The organism is Bacillus sp. 41-22, from assembly GCF_025809295.1.
GTDB lineage: Bacteria > Bacillota > Bacilli > Bacillales > Bacillaceae_G > Bacillus_A > Bacillus_A mycoides.
Genome location: NZ_CP084035.1, coordinates 3002628 through 3025681, shown reverse-complemented (window position 1 = coordinate 3025681; position 23054 = coordinate 3002628). Strand labels below are relative to the sequence as shown.

General features: G+C 33.9%; 15 protein-coding genes and 1 pseudogene. 11 read left to right on the top strand and 5 right to left on the bottom strand.

All coding sequences use genetic code 11. From position 1 onward, the window contains the following. Positions 1-315: 315 nt before the first annotated feature. From LCF45_RS15445 to LCF45_RS15435, 3 genes are all read right to left on the bottom strand, one after another. On the bottom strand, positions 316-2103 hold the full coding sequence (locus LCF45_RS15445; RefSeq protein WP_263892937.1) for a helix-turn-helix transcriptional regulator: 1788 nt from the start codon (positions 2101-2103) through the stop codon (positions 316-318). Between the two features lie 114 nt (positions 2104-2217). After that, complete coding sequence (locus LCF45_RS15440) at positions 2218-2796, bottom strand: sensor domain-containing protein (protein WP_002168043.1); 579 nt, start codon at positions 2794-2796, stop codon at positions 2218-2220. A 203-nt stretch (positions 2797-2999) separates the two neighbouring features. Continuing rightward, a complete protein-coding gene (locus LCF45_RS15435) occupies positions 3000-4337 on the bottom strand; it encodes an erythromycin esterase family protein (protein WP_078203561.1) in 1338 nt (445 codons plus the stop codon). A gap of 359 nt (positions 4338-4696) precedes the next feature. On the opposite strand from LCF45_RS15435, the gene LCF45_RS15430 reads away from it, so the two are divergent. Further along, a complete protein-coding gene (locus LCF45_RS15430; protein WP_002128073.1) occupies positions 4697-5578 on the top strand; it encodes a CPBP family intramembrane glutamic endopeptidase in 882 nt (293 codons plus the stop codon). Positions 5579-6321: 743 nt separating this feature from the next. Here the strand turns inward: LCF45_RS15430 and LCF45_RS27170 are convergent. Together LCF45_RS27170 and LCF45_RS15425 are read right to left on the bottom strand one after the other, a co-directional pair. Continuing rightward, the gene (locus tag LCF45_RS27170; protein ID WP_157835323.1) at positions 6322-6498 is read right to left on the bottom strand and encodes a SpaA isopeptide-forming pilin-related protein; all 177 of its coding nucleotides are present in this window, start codon (positions 6496-6498) and stop codon (positions 6322-6324) included. A gap of 127 nt (positions 6499-6625) precedes the next feature. Next, positions 6626-6769, bottom strand: coding sequence for a hypothetical protein (locus LCF45_RS15425; RefSeq protein WP_000132592.1), 144 nt, complete (start codon positions 6767-6769; stop codon positions 6626-6628). 481 nt (positions 6770-7250) lie between these two features. On the opposite strand from LCF45_RS15425, the gene LCF45_RS15420 reads away from it, so the two are divergent. The 10 genes and pseudogenes from LCF45_RS15420 (at position 7251) to LCF45_RS15375 (ending at position 22930) form a co-directional block, all read left to right on the top strand. Beyond that, positions 7251-8480: a helix-turn-helix domain-containing protein gene (locus tag LCF45_RS15420; RefSeq protein ID WP_002017151.1), complete on the top strand. Its 1230-nt coding sequence runs from the start codon at positions 7251-7253 to the stop codon at positions 8478-8480. 1347 nt (positions 8481-9827) lie between these two features. Further along, entirely contained in the window at positions 9828-11147 is a 1320-nt protein-coding gene (gene hblC / locus LCF45_RS15415) for a hemolysin BL lytic component L2 (protein ID WP_002185457.1), read from the top strand. A gap of 61 nt (positions 11148-11208) precedes the next feature. After that, complete coding sequence (hblD, locus tag LCF45_RS15410; RefSeq protein WP_002128070.1) at positions 11209-12429, top strand: hemolytic enterotoxin HBL lytic component L1; 1221 nt, start codon at positions 11209-11211, stop codon at positions 12427-12429. Between the two features lie 36 nt (positions 12430-12465). Then, positions 12466-13593, top strand: a complete 1128-nt coding sequence (gene hblB, locus LCF45_RS15405) for a hemolysin BL binding component B (RefSeq protein WP_000591974.1) — start codon at positions 12466-12468, stop codon at positions 13591-13593. A 325-nt stretch (positions 13594-13918) separates the two neighbouring features. Continuing rightward, positions 13919-15316 carry a hemolysin BL regulatory component HblB gene (locus LCF45_RS15400; RefSeq protein WP_000730119.1) on the top strand — a complete coding sequence of 466 codons (1398 nt, stop codon included), beginning with the start codon at positions 13919-13921 and terminating at the stop codon, positions 15314-15316. A gap of 412 nt (positions 15317-15728) precedes the next feature. Continuing rightward, positions 15729-17276 carry a spore germination protein gene (locus LCF45_RS15395; protein WP_044444144.1) on the top strand — a complete coding sequence of 516 codons (1548 nt, stop codon included), beginning with the start codon at positions 15729-15731 and terminating at the stop codon, positions 17274-17276. A 4-nt stretch (positions 17277-17280) separates the two neighbouring features. Next, positions 17281-18384: a GerAB/ArcD/ProY family transporter gene (locus LCF45_RS15390; protein ID WP_078203559.1), complete on the top strand. Its 1104-nt coding sequence runs from the start codon at positions 17281-17283 to the stop codon at positions 18382-18384. Then, complete coding sequence (locus tag LCF45_RS15385) at positions 18381-19484, top strand: Ger(x)C family spore germination protein (RefSeq protein WP_078203558.1); 1104 nt, start codon at positions 18381-18383, stop codon at positions 19482-19484. Before LCF45_RS15390 ends, LCF45_RS15385 begins: the two co-directional genes overlap by 4 nt. 190 nt (positions 19485-19674) lie before the next feature. Beyond that, positions 19675-19860: pseudogene (locus LCF45_RS15380) on the top strand (IS4 family transposase); the annotation flags it as partial. Positions 19861-20524: 664 nt separating this feature from the next. Further along, the gene (locus LCF45_RS15375) at positions 20525-22930 is read left to right on the top strand and encodes a PAS domain S-box protein (protein WP_078206914.1); all 2406 of its coding nucleotides are present in this window, start codon (positions 20525-20527) and stop codon (positions 22928-22930) included. Positions 22931-23054: the final 124 nt, after the last annotated feature.

Here is a 23054-nt window from a genome sequence, read left to right as displayed (position 1 = left end):
TCTCACATGTAAATAGTTCTGTAGGTGGAGAAATTACGAGATATTTATTTTGAATTAGAAAGGAATAATTATCAGATGAAAAGACTTGAAACTGTCTTCTGTATAGTGATAATAAAGACGTGTAATTCCAATATAGACAACAATAGCGTTATTACATATTGAATGTAGTAACGCTATTTAAAGTTTATTAAAACAGAATTTATCTTTCTAAAATTATCTATCAAAAATGATATTCAATAAAATTCGTAGTTTTATCCTTTACGGCATCTTGTAACTACAGCTTACTTAGCTCTAAAGAAACAACAAACATTTTTCTTATTCAATAACTCCAATTTCTAGAGCCTTCTGGACAGCTTCTTCCTTGTTACGCACCCCTAACTTTGTGTAAGCCGAGGAAGCATAGTTCCTGACTGTACCACTCGACAAATATAACCTTGAAGCTATTGTAGTGTATCGGAGTCCTTTTGCTACTAGCTGCAATATTTCTATCTCTCTGGTTGTTAGCTCATAAGCAGTAGCTTTTGATTGTGGTGTCTCGATTTGCTCATCAAACTTCTCAAATATTTTGTGAGACATTCCCTGATCAATTAGTGTCCCACCTCTGTGAATAAGTCGGATCGTATTAGCTAGCTCCAATGTTTCAATAGATTTAAGTAAAAAACCATCCGCACCGTTACGAAGCGAGTCCAGCGCCTGTTCCGTATCCTGAAACGTTGTAAAAATCAATACGCGGATATGTGGCCATTGTTGCTTTATCTTTTTGGTTGCTTCGACTCCATCCATGTGCTGCATATCTAAATCCATAAGTACAACGTGGGGTTGAAGGCGCCCACACAAATCGATGGCTTGATTGCCATCCTCAGCCAAACCGACTACATTTAAATCTTCATATCTATCGAGTAGTGTCCTCAAACTTTCCCGAACAAATGGCTGGTCGTCTACAATTAACAAACGAATAAGTCCATCTCTTATTTCAGTTTGTCGCGGTATGGTACATGTAACAAGCATTCCTTCCTCTGGCTTTGTATATACAGACAATTGACCTTGTAAATTCATTGCCCGCTCTTTCATAGCATTCATACCGAAGCCTTCCTGCCATTCTACATTTCCCTTTCCATTATCTTGAACTTCCAGCCTCGTATATTGTTGTTCAAACTGCAATGAAACTATAATTTCAGTCCCCTGACCATGACGTACTGCATTCGTAAGGGACTCTTGTAAGCAACGAATAAACGCTATCTTCGCTTGCCGAGACAGTTGGTATTCTTCTCCGAATGCTCGAAAGCTTACATTCACCCGAGCGTGCTCCTGAAATTCGGCTCCAAGATTTTGTAGAGATTGAATCAAGGAAGGCGATTGACACGGAGACTCCATTTGATGTAGGTAACCTCTCACGTCCTCGATGCTTTTACGTCCCATTTCAAGCAGAGAATCTAGCCTTTGAATACCCATTTCGGTAGCAAGCTCGGTGCGCAACGTTTCCATCCCCATAATAATAGAAGTATAAGCGTGACCAACTGTATCATGAAGCTCGCTCGACAGCCTGTTTCGTTCCTCTGCCAGTGTAATGCGTTCGATTTGAGACATATATTGCTCAAGTACCGCGTTTTGTTTACGAATCGCTTCATTTTGTTTATGATTGACGATTAATAAATGAAAAGCAAACCCCATTACATAAGAGAGTCCGTAGTAGGTGACCATAATCCAATAGTTATTACTTGGCGCAACTGCACAAAAAATTCCAGTTGTTATAAAAACTGTTGTTGGAGCTGTCCAATAATAGGACGAATGCTTACTATTCGCAGCGATAAGAAATACCGATATAAGAAATGTGTTGTAAGCTTCCGGAAATAAAGAGGTTAAATATATAGACAGTCCACCATATAGCAGTATTTCTGTGAACAAGTAATATTTATAATTGAACAGTAAGGCTACCCATGGAATAGAGAAGGCAACAACCTCCCAAAGAATAATAATCCAAAGTGGCAATGTTAAACCATCCTGAAAATTTAATGTAGCTAGGATGATAGACACACTAGCAATTAGACGGACCCCTAACATAATCCAATCATACCAAAACCAATACTTAACCATATCTAACAAGTTATTTACCCCCTAAGTAGCCTACCTTTTTACTTCTTATATTATAAATTAATCCTTTATGCATTGTTATACTTTTTAATTTTACACTGCGATCCTCTCACAGACTGCCAACTTCTATCGATTTAGTTGCCGAATCATACTACGTGTATAACCACCAAATTTCTTTGTCAAACCATCTACTATTCTAATACTTATGGCGATAGACACTATACCCATAGACATGACAAAGAGTGACTTGGAAAAAGTATCTATCTGTATGAAAATAATATTCATATCGATGTATCGATACAGTAGTGGTGCCAACAGGAACATAAGTGGCATTATATAAAAAATGATTACACTAATGAGACTGAAAATGCCAATCACAAATTTCTGCATTAACCAAAAGACAGCAGACCAGGTGCGACGATCCGTAAGTCCTAATTTCACCTGAGCCCAGTTTGATGTATCCGTTGTTATACTTCTATCGTAAGAGTCAGTCGAAATATCGGTATAAATTTTCGTCTGTATACGCTCGAATTGGATAAAAGGTGTGGTAGTCTGTAGTACTCGTATAACTAATGGAATCCCAACTACCGTAAATGAAAGGGTGAAACTGAATAGCAAAGCAATTAGGTAAAAACAAAAATAAAACAATCCTGTAACGAAAGTTAGCAATAAAAAATAACCATTCTGGATGAATCTTGATTTCATAAAGTTCATCGCTCCTCTCTGTGTAATAACCGCATCATACTGCTTTTTTTGTCAAATTCACCAGTGTAAAAATGTCATATGACATTTTTAAATGATGCTAAAAAGGGGAGAGTAACCTACTTCTGGTTAAAAAAGATGCTTATATTAATCTCCATAAAACAATCCCGTTCTTGCAGATGCAAGAACGGGATTGTTTTGTACTTTTATTTAATATGAGATGGACTTGTTTTTCGAATGTGAAAAATAATATCAAATTGCTCACGCAATGAAGTATCAAAGTATAACGAACCGTTCGGGAGGAGTTGTCCCCCAATACTCAGTAATGGCCTTTTTTCTCTAACCCATTTATCTGCTTGCCCTTTAAGGTGACGGTTATCTAACAAAAACATTTGATACGGGACTTTTCCAAGGGTATAATTGAAACTATTTACATCTTGTGGAATAGTATCCGTTGCAATCTTACCTCCGGTGGAAGGATTATATTCGCTGTATAATGTGAATTTCCCCTCCGTAGTTGTACTACCAATTGTGACATAATTATTCTCTAAACGTTCCTTCAAAAACTGCCCCGCAGCATAAGGATATAATTTCTCATCGATAATTCCTTTAGCTATATGAATATTGTGTCCCCATACCATAGTTTTACCACCCAATGTCTCTTGTGCCCACATTGCTTGATCGGCCATGTATTGCTCATGTAGCTTTATCATACTTGGATAGTCATTAGGAAGCAGCATTGTGGTGAATTTCTCTATTGCATTCGCTGTTGCTTTTACCCAGATGTACTCGGATGAAACTATTTCTGTGTTTGCCTGCCCATTATCATCTTTAAGTAATTGGGCTACTTTCTCAGCGTTTGCCTTGAACTTTTTTTTCATTTCAGGAGCAAGCGTCATGTATTCCTGTACACTTCCAGTGAAAGATGACAGTTCTTTATAATTTTCTTCTACTTCTGCCAGCAAATCTGGTCGATGCAGCTTTACATAATCAATTACTTTATTAAAGACACTTTGGTCCAGTGTCTTTAAGTCTAGTCCAATAAATTGGATCTTTTTTTTATTGGAAGGATTAGCATTATAATCCTTCATCCATTCAATCATGGCAATAATTTCATCAGTAGGATATAACAATTTTAAAAATTCCCTAGGGTTTCCTTTTCCTGTTTGGATATATTCATTTAGTTTTAAGCCGTTTCCCCAATCTTCTTCCATTCCAAAATTCGTAAAACCCATCTCAGTAACCAAATATTTCACAAGGCGAAATTTCATGGTGAAAATTTCAGAGCTTCCATGAGTATTCTCTCCTAATCCTACATATTGTGCGCTCCCAATCATGTTCTTAAGTGGTTTTAAATCCTCAAATGGTTTTGACGGTTCTATCGTTCTTAATGGGTTAGCCTGTGATTGTATTGATTTAACTATATTTTTTTGGATTGATTGGCCTGAATTTTCGACTGCTACTGTTTGAGCCTTTCCTACTTCTCCACATCCTGTGACTAATAAAGCTGTACTAACCATTGCAACCATTCTTTTCTTATTCATTTTTTCCACCTCAATTGAATTATTTTTAAAAGCAAGATTGATCCATGTACTTGCACGAATCAATCGCCTTAATTCAATTTTCATCTATTCCATATCATATTTTCTAGTTACATATTGTCATAAGATTTTTTGACACAGGTCATTGGCTAATCATTACACTTTCGTACTATCGGTTATGACAACTTATGAATAATAATTACATTATTGAATCGCAAGTAAGACGAGATTATGAATTTGAGAGGGGTTTTAAAGATGGATTAATCTATATGCCAAAATATTTTCATTCTAAGTTAAATTTGTTGAAATGACAGGAAGTCGGTTCGATAAACAAATTAATAAAAGGGGAAGGGCGGATTACAATGATATTACATGCAGAATCATGCCGCAATAAAGATAAAGTCCAACGTGCAAAAAGAGGACTTCGACTCTTTTTAACTATCTTGTTCATTACTTCTATTATTCTAAATTTAGTAGTAATGATTACTAAAAGTATGCCGCTTATTGTGGTATATATGTTTACCCCAGCATTTTCTTCTATTTTGACTCGCATAATACTGAAAGAAGGGTTTAAAGATGTATCTTTTAGTCTCGGTAACTTAAAGATATGGAAGGGAATTGGTCTTGCTCTGCTAATACCTATGATTATTTGTGGAATTACTTATTCTATCGCCTGGTTGAGCGGAATTGCGAAGTTTCAGCATCCCGAAGGTGGTATGTTAGAACCAATCTACAATATACTTGGACTTCAGTATCTATCGGCACCATTCAGTTTCATTTATCTAGTAATATTGAGCGGCATTTTAGGAAGTTTGCTTAACTTAATCCCAGTTTTGGGAGAAGAAATGGGCTGGCGAGGTTATATGCTCACAAGGCTAGTCGATGCAGAGTTTTCACGGCCCATCCTTATTAGTGGATTGATTTGGGCAACGTGGCATGTTCCAATTGTTATTGCTGGTCTATATGTAGAGGGACCATCTGTCTTTCTTTCAGTACTTGGCATCTATTTTTGTATTGTGCCATTCAGTTATATTACAGCTTATTTACGACTTATCACAGGTAGCATTTGGCCTTCGGTTATCATCCATACTACTTGGAATGCCATTATTCAAGGACCTTTCGCACGTGCAAGTACAGGATATCAAACTGAGATTTGGATTGGAGAATCTGGATTGATAACCGCCCTTATTATCTTGATTACGGCAATAATTGTGTCTCGGATAATAAGATTTACTAAATATTGATTTTTCACATAAATTTTAAAAAAATGATTGTGAATCAGAAAAACGGACTCTCAGATTGCTTTTTAAGGGTTTTTAGTGGTCATGTGAATGTCGTACGTATCGATAAGGATTAAATTCCACACGATTAAAAACAGGGTGTTTAAACGATATTTTGTTTTTATTCGTAATTTTAAATCTGAAATACTGAAGCCAATGTAATACAATTTCATTGGCTTCAGTATTTTGATTCTTAACTAAAAACAGAGTGGGAAATTAAGGGTGTCATATATATTAATTAAAAGTAGCATACAAAGAATGCTTAAGTGACATTTCTTTTGTTATAGAATAAACAAATCCTGATATTGCAGTAACTATTATTTTGAGGTCAATTTACAGTGAAATAAGTGTCTAATGTCTACTATTACTTTGGATTTATGTTACTGCACCTCTTAATTAGAGGTGTTGTTTTTGTTAATTAATAGCCATTGTACTTAGAAAATAAATAATATGTTTATGTGATGGAGTAATAAAGCTAGGTAGCATAAAGACTGATACTACAAAGATTAACAACATATAAAAAAATTATTTATATGTTGTGTCACCGCTGCTATTCCTAATAATTTTGGAATCTATTTATTTCGTCCGCTTTTGCGGAAACTAAAACTAATGTTGCGACCAGTAATATAGTGCCAATTAGATAAAAATAGTTGGACCTATATCGTCAGTATTTTTAATATTCCATTCGCTTTTTGTGTTTTCTATTTTTATTTTTGTACTGATGATAAGACCTTTCCCTCAATTAGATCTTTAAATAACGTAGACCTATTTGGTGCTTGAATTTCTTCCAACGTGAATTTTCCGAAGCATAGTGGTTCAGAAATAGCTTTATCATTTTCATCTGCTGTTAAATTTTCGACTTCTTTATTATCTTTGTCAAAAATTTGGAATACAGTAGTTTATCAGTTTTATATTCGAATTTGCAGCATCCACTTTTTTAATCTCAGTTTGTCCAAGTGATTGAATTTTTGGCTGTTAGTTCTTACGGTGATACAGTATCTCCTTGGACTTTCACTGTATTTTTAATCTTTTTTCCAGCTTGTCCCTCGCATGGAGTACCATTGTATGCCACTCTGTATGTGTCACATCCCAAAATTCTTCGTTTTCTTTTCCTACATTAAATTTACTTTTGTCTGTATCGAATGTATCTGTCACTGTTTAGCCTACTATTTGTAATGTACCTGGGGCATATTCTAGTTCGTCTGGCAATGTATCCGCAAAGGCTAGATTTTTCGCAGGATTAGCAAGAAGCTATTACTTACTAGAGTTGTATACTCCAATCATCCCTTGTTTCTGTATTTTGTAGGTTCTTCACTGTTTTCTCAAGTTCTATGATTAGATCTTGGAGAATTAAGAAACGACCCCCGCTCATTTCATTGTCGTTTAAAAACTTATAAGAAAAGAATCTATTTCTTTCACACTTTTCCTAACTTCTCCGATATGTAGATGCTAATTACAAATAAATAATATATGATTTTCATAAAAAAAATATAGTAATATTTTGTCGTGAATTGTACTATTTTGATATTTTATAGTAATATTTTGTCGTGAGTTATACCTGACGGAAAATAATTTATGAATTTATACAGTAACGATGTAAAAATTTATCATTTAATCTAATTAAGAGGAGAAGGTAATGAATAATTCTATCGATATACAACACTTGTGTGATCTCGCACATAAAGTCTTTAATGTACCTGTTCACATTTTATCCACAGACAAAAAAATCTTATATCATTCTACTTCTGATGATATTTGTAGTCCTTTTTATTCTTCTAAAGAAGAACATCTTAGTGACATTTATCAAGAAAATGATCCCAATAACTTGCCACTTTTCAGATGTAACAGTTATCTTGAAAATTTCGTCCTAATTCATATAGCAAATCATGATTACATAAAAGGGACTATTATAATCGGTCCCACTATACATCCAAAGGGCTCAGATGATATAACCTTTAAACTTCGGAAAGAATTTAACTTAAATAATAATATTCAAGAAAGACTAGCCTATTATCAGTGCCTACCTGAGATTAAAAAAACTACTTTAATTGATATGGGAGTTTTATTACATTACATGATTTTCAATGAAAAGTTAGATGTAGATATTGTTTTAGAAAAAAATAAAGTGCTAGAGGAAGTTCCCTATAAAATTGTGAAACCTGATCTATATATTTTAAAACGCCAACAAAATAAACCTAAAACTCACAACATGGCATTAGTACATAATTATTTTTCAGCAATCAAAGAAGGAGATAAAAAGAAGTTATTGCAATATATGTATGCAGTTTCGCAGGAAGATACTGAATTAATTTTAACAGCGGATCCACTCAGAAACCAAAAAAACCATGGGATTATTGCGATTACTTTAGCTACTCGATATGCGATAGAAGGTAATCTCCCACCAGACATTGCTTTTGCTCTTAGTATTTTGTATATCCAAACCATGGAACAACTAGATAACGTGGACTCTGTAAGGCGATTGTCGGGAGATGCTTTACGTACTTTTGCAGATCGGGTGAAAGAATTCAATGCGCAAAAATTTTCAAATGCGGTTACTACATGTATGAACCATATTAGTAAAAATGTTTACGATGGAATATCTCTCAATGAACTCGCTAATCATTTGGATATTACGCCTACTTATTTATCTAAATTATTTAAAAAAGAAGTGGGAATTCCTTTAAGTGAATTTATTCAAAGGGAACGAGTGGAAGAAGCAAAAAAATTATTAACACTCACTACATATCCATTATCAGATATTTGTGCTTGGCTTAATTTTAACGACCAAAGTTATTTTACAAGGGTTTTCAAAAAATCAACTAACATGACCCCTAGACAGTATCGTGAAAAATATACCGTAATATAAGCTTAGTATCAGTTTCTTGTGCAAAAACTTTAATATATGCCCAAGTAACTCTAAAACTTGAGCATACTGTTTCTTTTACTCTAGAAAGGGTATGTGATTGATCTAGAAAAGGAATATGTATTCAAATATATCTTGAAGAGTCCATGAAACATATAGCCAAGCTAAAGGACAATGGAAAGATTTATACCGTGTTGTTAATTTTAAAGAGTACACTAACCATCATTTTTCTAAGGAAACAAAAAACAGAAGGCTGCAAAGGTTCTTTTCGAGAAAGCTTTGCGGCTTTTTTTAATTTTAAAACCTATAGTAATAACGATGGATAAGTTTATAGATTAATATCTTCATGTTAAGTATTTATTAATGGTGATATTAGGGGCTATTATATAAAATTTAACAAGATAACATATATCACTTGATATATCTATATTATATGCAATTATACATAACCAAATAAAGGAAATGAAGTATAAAAAAACCTATTAAATTATTCTATAAGTATTTTTAAAAAAATAAAACTGCACGGTTAAGCTAAAATAGTTATTAATTAACCGTATACACTTTAATTTGTAATCATTACAATTACAGAGATAAAACTCCTAATTGATTATATTGGTATAATATTTTCAGCTCGATTTTTTACTTGACAGTTAAATTATCGGGCGCAATCGACAAAATTTTGCTATTTACGCATCGAAAATTTAATGTTTTAATGAACAACATAACTGGTATGACCAGACAGAAAGGAGAAGATTACGCTAATAGGAGTATAGTGAAGTTGCAAGTAACATCATGTTAAGTTTAATTTTCTTAATAATCAGTTAATTTATCAGGAGGTCTAGAGTCTCAAAAGGATCAAGTTTGTAATAAAAGTGTTTTAAGTTACTGCATAACAAAAGTGAATTTATTCCGCAATAAAAGTATAAGCAATGTACAGTATAATTTCATCTTTTGTAGTCTTGTAAGGCTATTGCTGACAAAACTAAAAACCATATTATGAAATTGATATTAAAAAAAGGTCATGACAGGATTAACTCTAGAAGCAATAGTTTATCTATCTTCACGGCTCTGTAAGTTAGCAGCTCTAGGGGAGAAATAATATTTTCCTACTCATTGGGCAGCTAATTCAAATATAGCTGATGAATTTTTATCGTTTCCTATTTGAAAAATAGAGTATCTAAATGAGAGGGAAGTAAAATCTTTAGATCCTATTAGAAGTAAATAATAACGATAACACCCTATCCGAAAGACTTCCCCTTCCTCATGCGTGTGCAAGGAGAGAGCCTAGCGCTAGGGCGTACAAGTTATATGAATCGAGTTATAAAAAACAATGGTAAAGGAGTGTACGGAATGAAAAATAAAATAATGACAGGATTTTTAATAACATCCATTGTAACTGGAGCAACTATTCCTATCAATACTCTCGCAACACCAATCGTTCAAGCAGAAACTCAACAGGAAAGCATGGATATTTCTTCATCATTACGAAAATTAGGTGCGCAATCTAAATTAATCCAAACGTATATTGATCAATCTTTAATGAGTCCTAATGTACAGCTAGAGGAAGTCCCAGCTTTAAATACCAATCAATTCCTAATCAAACAAGATATGAAGGAATGGTCATCAGAACTCTATCCACAGTTAATTCTATTAAATTCAAAAAGTAAAGGATTTGTAACGAAATTTAATAGCTATTACCCGACATTAAAATCGTATGTAGACAATAAAGAAGATAGTGAAGGGTTTTTGGATAGACTTGAAGTTCTTCAAGAAATGGCTATGACGAATCAAGAAAATGCGCAACGACAAATTAATGAATTAACAGAACTTAAATTACAGCTTGATAAAAAATTGAAAGATTTCGATACTGATGTGGCAACAGCACAAGGCATACTAAGTACAGATGGAACAGGGAAAATAGATCAGTTAAAAAATGAATTATTAAATACCAAGAAAGCAATTCAAAATGATTTACAACAAATTGCATTAATACCAGGAGCTTTAAATGAGCAGGGATTTGCTATATTCAAAGAAGTTTATAGTCTTTCAAAAGAAATTATTGAACCGGCTGCTCAAGCAGGGATGGCAGCGTATAACAAAGGAAAAGAAATTAACAACTCTATTCTAGAAGCAGAGAAAAAAGCAGCGCAAGAAGCGAAAGAGCAAGGTAAAACTGCTCTAGAAATTGAATCAGCCAAAAAAGCAGCTCGTGAAGCAATTGAGCGAAGCAAACAAGGTGAAATAGCTGCAGCTGCAGCCACAAAAACGCAAGAATATGACCTGATGAAAGCCATTGATACTGAAAAGATTAAGAAAACACTTGGTGTCTTCGCTGAAGTAAATAAACTAACAGCAGAACAGCGAGCATATTTAGATGATTTAGAGAAACAAAATCAAAAAATATATGATTTAACAACGAAACTATCAATAGCAGATTTACAAAAATCAATGCTTCTTCTTACACAAAATGATGTGCATACGTTTGCAAATCAAGTAGATGTAGAACTTGACCTACTAAAGCGCTATAAAGAAGATTTGGATCTAATAAAAAATAACATTACAAAATTATCTACTAATGTTGATGCAACTAACGAGCAGTCTCAAAAAGATACATTAAGACAATTAAAAAATGTAATAAGTTACCTTGAAGAACAGGTATATAAATTTTGATATTACGTTTTTGAAAAAACTATAAAGATTATAAGAATCTAGCGAAAGAAGGAGAATAGTTATGAAAAAATTCCCATTCAAAGTGCTAACTTTAGCCACTCTGGCAACGGTTATAACTGCTACTACTGGTAACACTATTCATGCATTTGCACAAGAAACGACCGCTCAAGAACAAAAAGTAGGCAATTATGCTTTAGGTCCCGAGGGACTGAAGAAAGCATTGGCTGAAACAGGGTCTCATATTCTTGTAATGGATTTGTACGCAAAAACAATGATTAAGCAACCGAATGTAAATTTATCTAATATCGATTTAGGATCAGAAGGAGGGGAGTTGCTCAAAAATATTCACCTTAATCAAGAACTGTCACGAATCAATGCGAATTATTGGTTAGATAAAGCGAAGCCACAGATTCAAAAAACAGCTCGTAATATTGTAAATTACGATGAACAATTTCAAAATTATTACGACACTTTAGTAGATACTGTACAAAAGAAAGATAAGGCAGGTCTAAAAGAGGGCATAAGTGATTTAATTACTACAATTAATACAAATTCAAAAGAGGTTACAGATGTAATTAAGATGCTACAAGACTTCAAAGGGAAACTATATCAAAATTCTACAGATTTTAAAAATAATGTTGGTGGTCCAGATGGGAAAGGTGGATTAACTGCAATATTAGCAGGTCAACAGGCAACGATTCCGCAACTTCAAGCTGAAATTGAGCAACTTCGTTCTACTCAGAAAAAACATTTTGATGATGTATTAGCATGGTCAATTGGTGGTGGATTGGGAGCAGCTATTTTAGTTATTGCAGCTATTGGAGGAGCAGTTGTAATTGTTGTAACTGGTGGTACAGCAACACCAGCTGTTGTTGGTGGACTTTCAGCTCTTGGAGCAGCTGGTATCGGTCTAGGAACTGCGGCGGGTGTCACGGCATCTAAGCATATGGACTCCTATAACGAAATTTCTAACAAAATCGGAGAATTAAGTATGAAAGCAGATCGTGCTAATCAAGCAGTTCTTTCGCTTACTAACGCGAAAGAAACATTGGCATATCTATATCAAACTGTAGATCAAGCGATATTATCTCTAACAAATATTCAAAAGCAATGGAATACAATGGGCGCAAATTATACAGATTTACTGGATAATATCGATTCTATGCAAGACCACAAATTCTCTTTAATACCGGATGATTTAAAAGCTGCTAAAGAAAGTTGGAATGATATTCATAAAGATGCAGAATTCATTTCAAAAGATATTGCTTTTAAACAGGAATAGAACTGAAAATTAAAACCTAAATTGGAGGAAAATGAAATGATAAAAAAAATCCCTTACAAATTACTCGCTGTATCGACGTTATTAACTATTACAACCGCTAATGTAGTTTCACCAGTAACAACTTTTGCAAGTGAAATTGAACAAACGAACAATGGAGATACGGCTCTTTCTGCAAATGAAGCAAGAATGAAAGAGACCTTGCAAAAAGCCGGGTTATTTGCAAAATCTATGAATGCCTATTCTTATATGTTAATTAAAAATCCAGATGTGAACTTTGAAGGAATTACTATTAATGGATATGTGGATTTACCTGGTAGAATTGTACAAGATCAAAAGAATGCAAGAGCACATGCTGTTACTTGGGATACAAAAGTAAAAAAACAGCTTTTAGATACATTGACTGGTATTGTTGAATATGATACAACATTTGACAATTATTATGAAACAATGGTAGAGGCGATTAATACAGGGGATGGAGAAACTTTAAAAGAAGGGATTACAGATTTACGAGGTGAAATTCAACAAAATCAAAAGGTTGCACAACAACTAATAGAAGAATTAACTAAATTAAGAGACTCTATTGGACAAGATGTTAGAGCATTTGGAAGCAATAAAGATCTCTTGCAGTCGATTTTAAAAAACCAAGGTGCAGATGTTGAAGCCGATCAAAAGCGTCTAGAAGAAGTATTAGGATCAGTAAACTATTATAAACAATTAGAATCTGATGGGTTTAATGTAATGAAGGGTGCTATTTTGGGTCTACCGATAATTGGCGGTATTATAGTGGGAGTAGCAAGAGATAATTTAGGTAAGTTAGAGCCTTTATTAGCAGAATTACGTCAGACCGTGGATTATAAAGTAACATTAAATCGCGTAGTTGGAGTTGCTTATAGTAATATTAATGAAATGCACAAGGCACTTGATGATGCTATTAACGCTCTTACTTATATGTCCACGCAGTGGCATGATTTAGATTCTCAATATTCGGGCGTTCTAGGGCATATTGAGAATGCAGCTCAAAAAGCGGATCAAAATAAATTTAAATTCTTAAAACCTAATTTAAATGCAGCGAAAGACAGTTGGAAAACATTAAGAACAGATGCTGTTACATTAAAAGAAGGGATAAAGGAATTAAAAGTGGAAACTGTTACTCCACAAAAATAGGGAAATATTAATTCTGTTGCAAAGTGAACCATAACATAGAGAGTCTATGATTACACTGTTAAACAGTAAAGCGATAATTAATAAATCCTTATATATTAAAAAGGCGGAGTCTCATTAAAGACTTCGCCTTTCACTTATATATAAGTTTTATCCAAATAAAAAGATAGCCATGTAGTTTACTTGTTTTTAAAAATTTGTAACAGAATCGATTAATAGGGGACAGTTTATATAGATTCGCTTAATAATATCGAATCTATGCAACTACATCGTCTTTTAATAAGAATAGGACTTGAAATCATACTCTATACAGGAGGAATAAGAAAAGATGAAAAAAAAACCTTATAAAATACTGGCTGTATCAGCATTTTTAATTATGACAACTACCTATGCAGTCACACCAGTAGCAACCTTTGCAATTGAAACTGAACAAACGAACACTGGAGATATGTCTCTTTCAGCAAATGAAGAAAAGATGAAAAAAACTGTACAAGATGCTGGGTTATTTGCAAAAGCTATGAATGAATATTCTTATTTGCTAATTAATAATCCGGATGTGAGTTTTGAAGGAATTTCTATTAATGGGTATGCAGATTTACCTAGTAAAATTGTACTGGATCAAAAGAATGCAAGAGCACATGCTGTTACATGGAATACAAAAGTAAAAAAACAGCTTTTAGATACATTGACCGGCATTATTGAATACGATACAAAGTTTGAAAATTATTATGAAACATTAGTAGAGGCGATCAATAATGGAAATGGGGATACTTTAAAAAAGGGGATTACTGATTTAAGGGGGGGAATTCAACGAAACCAAAAGTCTGCAAAAGCATTAATAGAAGAATTAACTAAATTTAAAAACGCTATTGGAGAAGATGTTAGAGTATTTGGAAGCCATAAAGAGACCTTGCAATCGATTTTAAAAAACCAAGGAGCTGATGTGGAGACTGATCAAAAGCGTTTAGATGAAGTTTTAGGACAAGTAAACTATTATAAGAAATTAGAATCTGATGGATTAATAATGGTGAAAATACCTTTTATCCCCACGCTTATTTCTGGTGGCATAATGATAGGTACTGCTAGAGATAATTTAGGTCGATTAGAGCCTGCTTTAGCAGAATTACGTAAAAATGTAGATTATAAAATTACATTAAATCGTGTAGTCGGAGTTGCATTTCATAATATTAGTGATATGCATAGTACGATTGATAGTGCTATTACTGCTCTTACTTATATGTCCACACAATGGGATGATTTAGACTCTCAATATTCGGGCGTACTGGGGCATATTGATAAAGCTGATGAAAAAGCTGATCAAAATAGATATAAATTTTTAAAGCCTAACTTGAATTCAGCTAAAGATAGTTGGAAAACATTAAGAACAGATGTTGTCACATTACTAGAAGGCATAAAAATTGCAGAGAAGAAAGAACAGGATTTTATGAATCTACTTCGTCCATCAAACGTTTTTTACTTTTATAAAAAAATCCATAACGCATACACTTTTGAAATAAAGACTGGAACAAATGCACCAAATGCGTCTTATAAAGTTATGAATTTAACTAAAAACACTGTTCATCATATGTGGAGTGGAGGTGCTAATACAAGCATGTGGGCTGACTGGCTTTCATTCAATCCAAATGATGAATTTGCGGTGGTAGCAGTAGTGGATGGGAAAGAATATGTTGTGTATAAAGACAAAGTAGAAAATATAATGAACTGAACCCAAAAAAATGCATTAATTAGGGATGGTACACATCGCTATCAAGCTAAGAAAAACAAATACCCCCAGAACGAAATTTTGTGCTAACTTTTAACAGAAAAGCTCATTTTTTCGTTTTGGGGTGAATCTATTTTCTTAAGTTGATGGGCATGGGGGGGATCTCAAAATCTTAGCTTGATGGGCATGTGGCGGTACCCCACATCCATCAACTTAAGGATTTACACTATTCTTGAAGTTAAAAGCAGGTTACTATTTTCTTATGTTAATGAGAATTGCAACCTGCCTTTATGAAATATGCACCAAAAACTTTATAGTAATAAGTCTGGCGTTATCTCTCTAATTATTAGGATATTTTTTCTTCATATATGCATACTAAACATACTATAGAAGGTGCATAGAAGGTGAGGAAGCCATGACTAAATTTCTGAAATGGTTAAAATATAGAGAAAATCCTAAATCATGTTCAATACGAGACGATACTCCTGTTCCCCAAAAAAATATAGAAGACTCTCTCTTAGAAGCTAGTTTATCGAAGAATATAGCTGAGCTTCAGAATGTATTTCATCAATCACCTGATCTAGTGATTCGACGGTTTCAAATGACAGAAGCTGGACTAGAAGCCGCTTTAGTATATTTGTCTGGATTAACAGATAAAGAATTGATTCAAAATCATGTTCTAAGTCCTTTGATGAATAGTGATTTTGATACCAATACAGAACTTCCCATTACATTAGGACAAATTAAAATTATTAATACGTGGAGTCAGAGTGAAAATGCTATTTTAGAAGGAGATAGTGTTTTATTAATTCACGGTCGAACTACAGCGTATCAATTGGACACAAAAGGATGGCCGCAAAGAAGTATTGAAGATGCTCATAACGAAATATCTCTAAAAGGTGGGCATCAAGGATTTGTAGAAACCGGAGCTCAAAATATCACAATGATTCGAAGGTATATTCCACATCGCCAATTAATGATAAAAGAGATAACAATTGGTTTACGAAGCAAAACAAAGATTTCTATTTTATATTTAAAAGATGTAACTTCTGAGGATGTGCTAAAGGAATTAGAAACACGGATTCAAAGTATAACAGTTGATGCTGTTACTAGTACAGGTGAACTTATTGAATTCATTGAAGATAACCCGTACTCACCATTTCCACAATTTATGTTAACAGAAAGACCTGATTTAGCCGTATCGCACATTCTACAGGGCAGATTTGTGACTGTAGTGGATCATTCGCCAAATGTATTAATTGCTCCAACAAATTTCATCTCTTTTTTTCAAGGGGTGGATGATTACGGTACAAGATGGCTAGTTGCTTCGTTTATTCGTATACTTCGTTTTATCGCCTTTTTGGTTGCTCTATTTTTGCCAGCGAGTTATGTTGCGTTTATTTCCTTTAATTTCGAAGTTATTCCTGTAGAGCTTTATTTATCTATTGCAGAGTCAAGAACAAGCGTACCTTTTGCTCCAGTAATGGAAGCATTACTTATGGAAATAACGCTGGAAATGATGAGAGAAGGGGCCTTACGCCTGCCTACCCCGATTGGTCAGACAGTTGGAATGGTAGGAGGTATTATCATTGGACAAGCAGCTGTTCAGGCCGGAATTGTAAGTAACATTATGATTATTGTTGTTGCTGTTACAGCCATCTCTTCTTTTATTATCCCTAACTATGATATGGGATCTGCAGTTAGACTTTTACGATTCCCCATGATGATCTTAGCTGCATTATTTGGAATTGTAGGACTGGTTATCGGGTGGATGACATTAATTGGACATCTTATCAGTCTTGAATCACTAGGAACTCCTTATGGAACACCGTTAGCACCGTTTCGTTTTGCAGATATGAAAGATACTTTTATACGCTTTCCTTTATGGGCAATCAGAAGGCGTCCTAAGGGTACAGGAGCTATTCAATCTATTCGACAAGGTAAGAATCATAACAAAAGGTGAAATTATGAAAAAATATGCCTATAATGACATCACTCTTATGCAGTATATTGTTTTAATCAATGGAATGCAGGTCGGCACTGGCGTTCTATCTCTTCCACGTGTGCTTGCAGAAAAAGCTGGAACAGATGGATGGATAGCTATATTCATTGGCTGGATATTCTCCACAATATCAGGTGTTTTTATTGTGAAAACAGCTGCAAAATATCCCGAGGACACACTTTACGAAATTCTTATACGATTTTTCGGGAAAATAATAGGGAAAACACTTGTTGTTATTTACATGATGTACTTCGCTTTTTATTCTTGTACTGTTCTTGTGAACGCTATGCTTTATCTTAAGGGATGGCTTCTTCCAAAAACGCCTGATTATCTAGTTATCTTTTTGTTTTCGATTCCTACCTTTCTTGTCGCACGTAACGGCCCTCGTATTATAGGGCGGTACTCCGAACTTACTTTTTATATGTTGCTTTGGATTCCGTTATTTTTTTTGGTACCTCTTAAAGAGAACGGAAGTTGGATGCCATTCTTTCCGCTCTTAAAAGAGGGGTGGAAGCCTATATTAACGGCTGTGCCGACCACTATCTATGCTTATTTAGGATTTGACATTGCGTTCTTTTTATATCCCTTTTTACGAAAAAAACAGTATGCAGTCCATGGAATGGTTATTGCAAACACTTTAACGATGTTATTTTATTTATTCGCTACTATTGTTTGCTTTGCCTATTTTAGCCCTGATAGCATTACGCAATTTAACCAACCGGTACTAAATTTACTTAAAGTAATTGAATTTCGGTTTTTAGAACGTTTTGACATGATTTTATTGGCTACTTACTTGCCCGTTGTTTCTACATGCTGGATTCCTGCCATATTCTGTTCTGTATTTTGTTCAAGCCGATTACTTGGGAAACAAGATCACAGCTCTCATGTAGTTATTCTCTTATTACTCATTATCGGCTTCGTATTCTGGATTAGTCCTAGTTGGAATCAAGCCGAAACGGGACTACAGGTGTTATCGAATGCTGGGATCGGGTTAACCTATATATTACCTATCATTTTATGGATGTATGGCTGGCTATATCAGAAGTCTCATTGGGGGAAGATACATTGAAAAGAAAAGTACTATGTTGTATTTTGTTATCGGTGTTCATGATGACTGGATGCTTTGATCAAACAAATATTGAAGATGTTTCCCTTACTCTTGTACTTGGTATGGATTTAGATCGTAATAATAATCTATTGGTGTACATGTCAAGTCCTGTTTTTAATAAAGAGGCCAAGGTAAAAGAAGAGGTTACGGGTGTGAAATCTGCTACGATTCGAAATTCTAGAGACAAATTTGATGCTGCTGTTATGGCACTTACCTCGGGAAGTAAAACACAGGTGATTTTAGTTGGAAAACGGCTATTGAAACAAAAAAATTGGATGAAATATCTCGATCCATTTCAACGAGACCCCAAAAATACAGTTACTACAAGGGTTGTTGCTGTTGATGGACCTGTTTCGGACGTCATCTTTTATAACCCAAAAGATAAGCCACGTCTTCCTCTATATTTAACAAAACTAGTTGATACAGCCTCTTTAAGAAATATCACAGTAAAAACAAATCTTCAAGAACTACATGAACAAATAGCAGACAAAGGGGTAACACCGAATATTACTGAAATGAAAAAAACGAATAAAGTATTTGTGGCAGGTACAGCTTTGTTAGATGAAAAAGGAAGGCATAAATTAACGCTAAAACCTGATGAAAACAAACTATTACGCATTTTGCAGCAAGGAACTACAGGTGATTTTTCATTTACAATCCCAATTAAACTAAAGTCGGATAGCCAGGATAAAGATTGGATAAGCTTTGCTGCCTATAACATTAAAGTAAAGACAAAGGCAAGATATGATAATAAATTTATATTTAATACAGATATAAAGATGAAGGTCGGCATTACAGAACGGCTTTTTTCGTTCAATACAAGAAAGGATGCAGTAAAATTACAAAAGGCGATTGAAACTAAGCTGGAAGCTGATTTCAAGCAATTAATAAAGAAAATACAAACTGCCAATATTGATCCTATTGGGCTTGGGAGATATGCAAGAACTTACACATATCCAGAATGGAAAAAAGTCCAAAATAAATGGAATAATGAATTAGCAAAGGGCGATGTAAACGTCAAGGTAAATGTGAAAATTGGTGGGATGGGGACAATTAAGTAACAGGAGTTCAACTGAGATTCGTACTAAATTTACAAGTATCTTCAATTTTAGAATGGGAATTTTCTTTAATAGGAGTACCCCCCCGTACCCATCAACTTAAGGATTTAGACTATTCTTAAACTTAAAAGCACGTTACTATTCTCTTATGTTAATGAGAAAGGGTGACGTGCTTTTTATGAATATGCATCAAAAACAAGAGCGATTAGAATGCCACCTTTATGGACAACTCATTAGTATCCTATTATGTTCTTCTACTATGTTTAAAATGAGAGAACTCCTGTTACGTAAGAAACAGAAAGAACTAAGTGAATATAAAGCGATGTACATAATTAAAGATTATTTCTTACTTTTTCATCAAGCACTACATAAAAACACCCTAAGCAAAAAATACAATAGGGGCTGCCCATATGGACAGCTCATTTACATAATTCTCGTTATTAATAGACAACAATGGATAGAATTTTCGTTTTGGGGTGAATCTATTTTCTTAAGTTGATGGGCATGGGGATGGTACACTAAACTAGACACCAAGTTAAGTGAAAAATTGAACGGCATAAGGCTCCTTATTTCCTAGAACACCTAGCTAAAGCAAAAGAATTTGTACAGTAAAAAAGTGAATATTGAATCAAGGTGCTGGTTGCTTTATGTGTATGGCTTAACCAAAAGATTGCGAATACATTAAAAGAGCAACTTGTAATAAAGATATTGCAATATTTTTAAAGCGAAAAGCCGAAATTGAGGAATTTGAAGAATTGTAATAGTGAAGGAATTGATTAATTTATAAAAAACATAGGAATTAAATATTCCTACGTTTTTTTGTACATAACATTTAAATAAAAAGAGAGAATAAACACCTTATTTTTGGGGTGTTTGAAGGTTCAAATGGAAGATTCCCTGGTTTTCGATTTGAATCAATATGATACTATTTACATGTACTGTCATGTAGGGAATTATATTTTTTACACCTGAACTGTTTGTACTATTTGTAGGATTTTCTGTTTTTTTGTCGAATATATCTTTAATGCAAGGAGGGACATTACATGATTATTAAAGACTATTTCATCAATCTTTCTATTTTTTCTTTATTAGTTAGCGCAGCGATATTTATTCAAGTGTTTTTGATTCATTCCAGGCGATATTTCGAAAAATTCTATGGAGGGATTATTGCAGTTACTTTGATGCTCTTTTCTTTTCCATACATGGGATTTTCCTACGATCTTCGAGTTGTTCCTCTTATTTTATCTTTTATTTACTTTGGTCGCATTGCTGGTTGGATTACATTAATTAGCATTATTATCATGCGTATCTTTTACATTGGAGGTTACTGGGAACCTCCTGTGATTGCTTATTTAGGTTTGGGTATCCTATTTGTTACTTTTAAAACATATTTTAAAAACCTTCATCCTTTTAAAAGTGCATCTTTATATTTTTCTGTTTTTGTTGGAATAAAGTGGTTAGTTGGTGTATTCTTTAATACTAAGTTACTTTACACTGGAGGCTTATTATATATAGCTTTAGGGCTTTTAATTGGGCTATTTCTTATGGAAGCCTACCAGAGATTATATTATTTAACACAGGACTTATCTAAAATGAATCGGGAATTAAAAAAATCCAAGCAAGAACTCACAGATACCGTACATGAGCTTCAAGGAGGGATTTTTAAATTTAAAAAAGTGGGTAAGCACTTTATACACACTTTATGTGATGGACAGTTTTATTATCAAAAAGGATTTTATTCTGAACAGGTGGTAGGGAAAAGCTTACGGACTATTGATGCTTCTATTGTTCCACCACATTTAGTTCCACAATTGATGAAGTATTATCTTCAGGCATGGGAAGGGAAAGAAATTATATTCGAATTACCCTGGCCAGATGATAAAACGATTATTCTTATTGCACTTAGGCCGATTAAACGAAATGGACAAGTTATGGAAGTTGTTGGTTCTATAGTCGATATAACCGAAAGGAAAAAGGTAGAATCAGAATTAAGAGCTACCAAAGAATTACTAGAATCATTTATAAAGCATAATGTAGATGCTATTACCATTTCTGATCGAGAAGGGCATATTTTACAAGCAAATAAAGCTTATGAAAAGATATTTGGATGGTCATTACAAGAAATCATAGGTAAGAGATTACCCTGTGTACCAGATTTCTTAATGGAAGAATCACTTGAAAATATTCAGAAAATTCTAACTAGAGAATCCGTAGTTACTAGATTAGAAACTGTTAGACGACGTAACGATGGAAGTCTTCTTGATGTCAGTCTGACAGTTTCTCCTATACTAGACGTAAGAGGAAATGTGATAGCTTTATCTGCAATATGTAGAGACATCTCTGAAAGAAAACAAGCAGAAAGAGAACGACATCGATTACACCAACAATTAAAAGATAGTGAAATGAAGTACCGTGCACTAATCGAACAAGCAACTGATGCAGTATATGTAGTAGAGCTGAATGAAAATCATGTTCCAAGTCGATTCATTGAGGTAAACCCTGTTGGTTGTAAAAGATTTGGATATAGTAGAGAAGAGCTGCTCTCGTTACCATTTCCAAATGTAGTACCACAAGATTCTAAAATGATTGTAAGGTTGTTAAAAAGAATTAGAGAGGGACAAACTTCCTTCACTTTGCAAGATGAATATGTTTTTCCAACAGGAAAAATAATAACAACTGAGTTTAGTGTCCGTGTTTTTAACTTAAATGGTAAAAAAGTTTTCCTAAGTATTTCTCGTGATATCACTGAACGGCTAAAAACAGAAGAATTACTACGGAAATCTGAAAAACTTGCTGTCGTAGGACAATTAGCGACTGCAATGGCTCATGAAATTAATAATCCATTAACCGCAATGAAAGGGTTTATGCAATTACTAAAATCAACGGAAACTGAGAATAATCGGGGTTATATAAATATAGTATCATCAGAGATTGAGCGTATAGAAAGTATTACTAATGAATTTATGGCGGTAGCCAAACCACAGGTGGTAAAGATACAACCTAATGATATTAGTGTGCTAATGGATCAAGTTTTAATGCTACTGCAACCTCAAGCAATGATGAATAATATAAAAATTAGAATTGATTTTACACCTGGTATTCCACTGATTCCATGTGAAGGAAATCAATTAAAACAAGTATTTGTTAATATTATAAAAAATGCAATTGAATCCATGCCAACAGGAGGAGAAATTTTGATTCAATTTGATAAACTTGATAATAATCAAATAAGGATTCGCTTTATCGATCAAGGATGTGGGATTCCAAAAGAACGTATACCATATTTAGGAGAACCTTTTTACAGTATTAAGGAAGAGGGAATCGGCTTAGGATTAATGGTCTGTTATAAAATTATTGAAACACACCAGGGGAAGGTATTTATTGAGAGTGAAGTGAATAAGGGGACTATAGTTGAAGTCACTCTCCCAATTTGCACACTTCAAAATTAATACATTCTTTTACTGAAATTTTATAAGTTAGTGAGCAGTTAGCTTTGGCTAGCTGCTTTTTTGTATATATTGTAATCGATTCTTCATATTACGGCTTTTTGATGTTTCATATATAGATTTTATG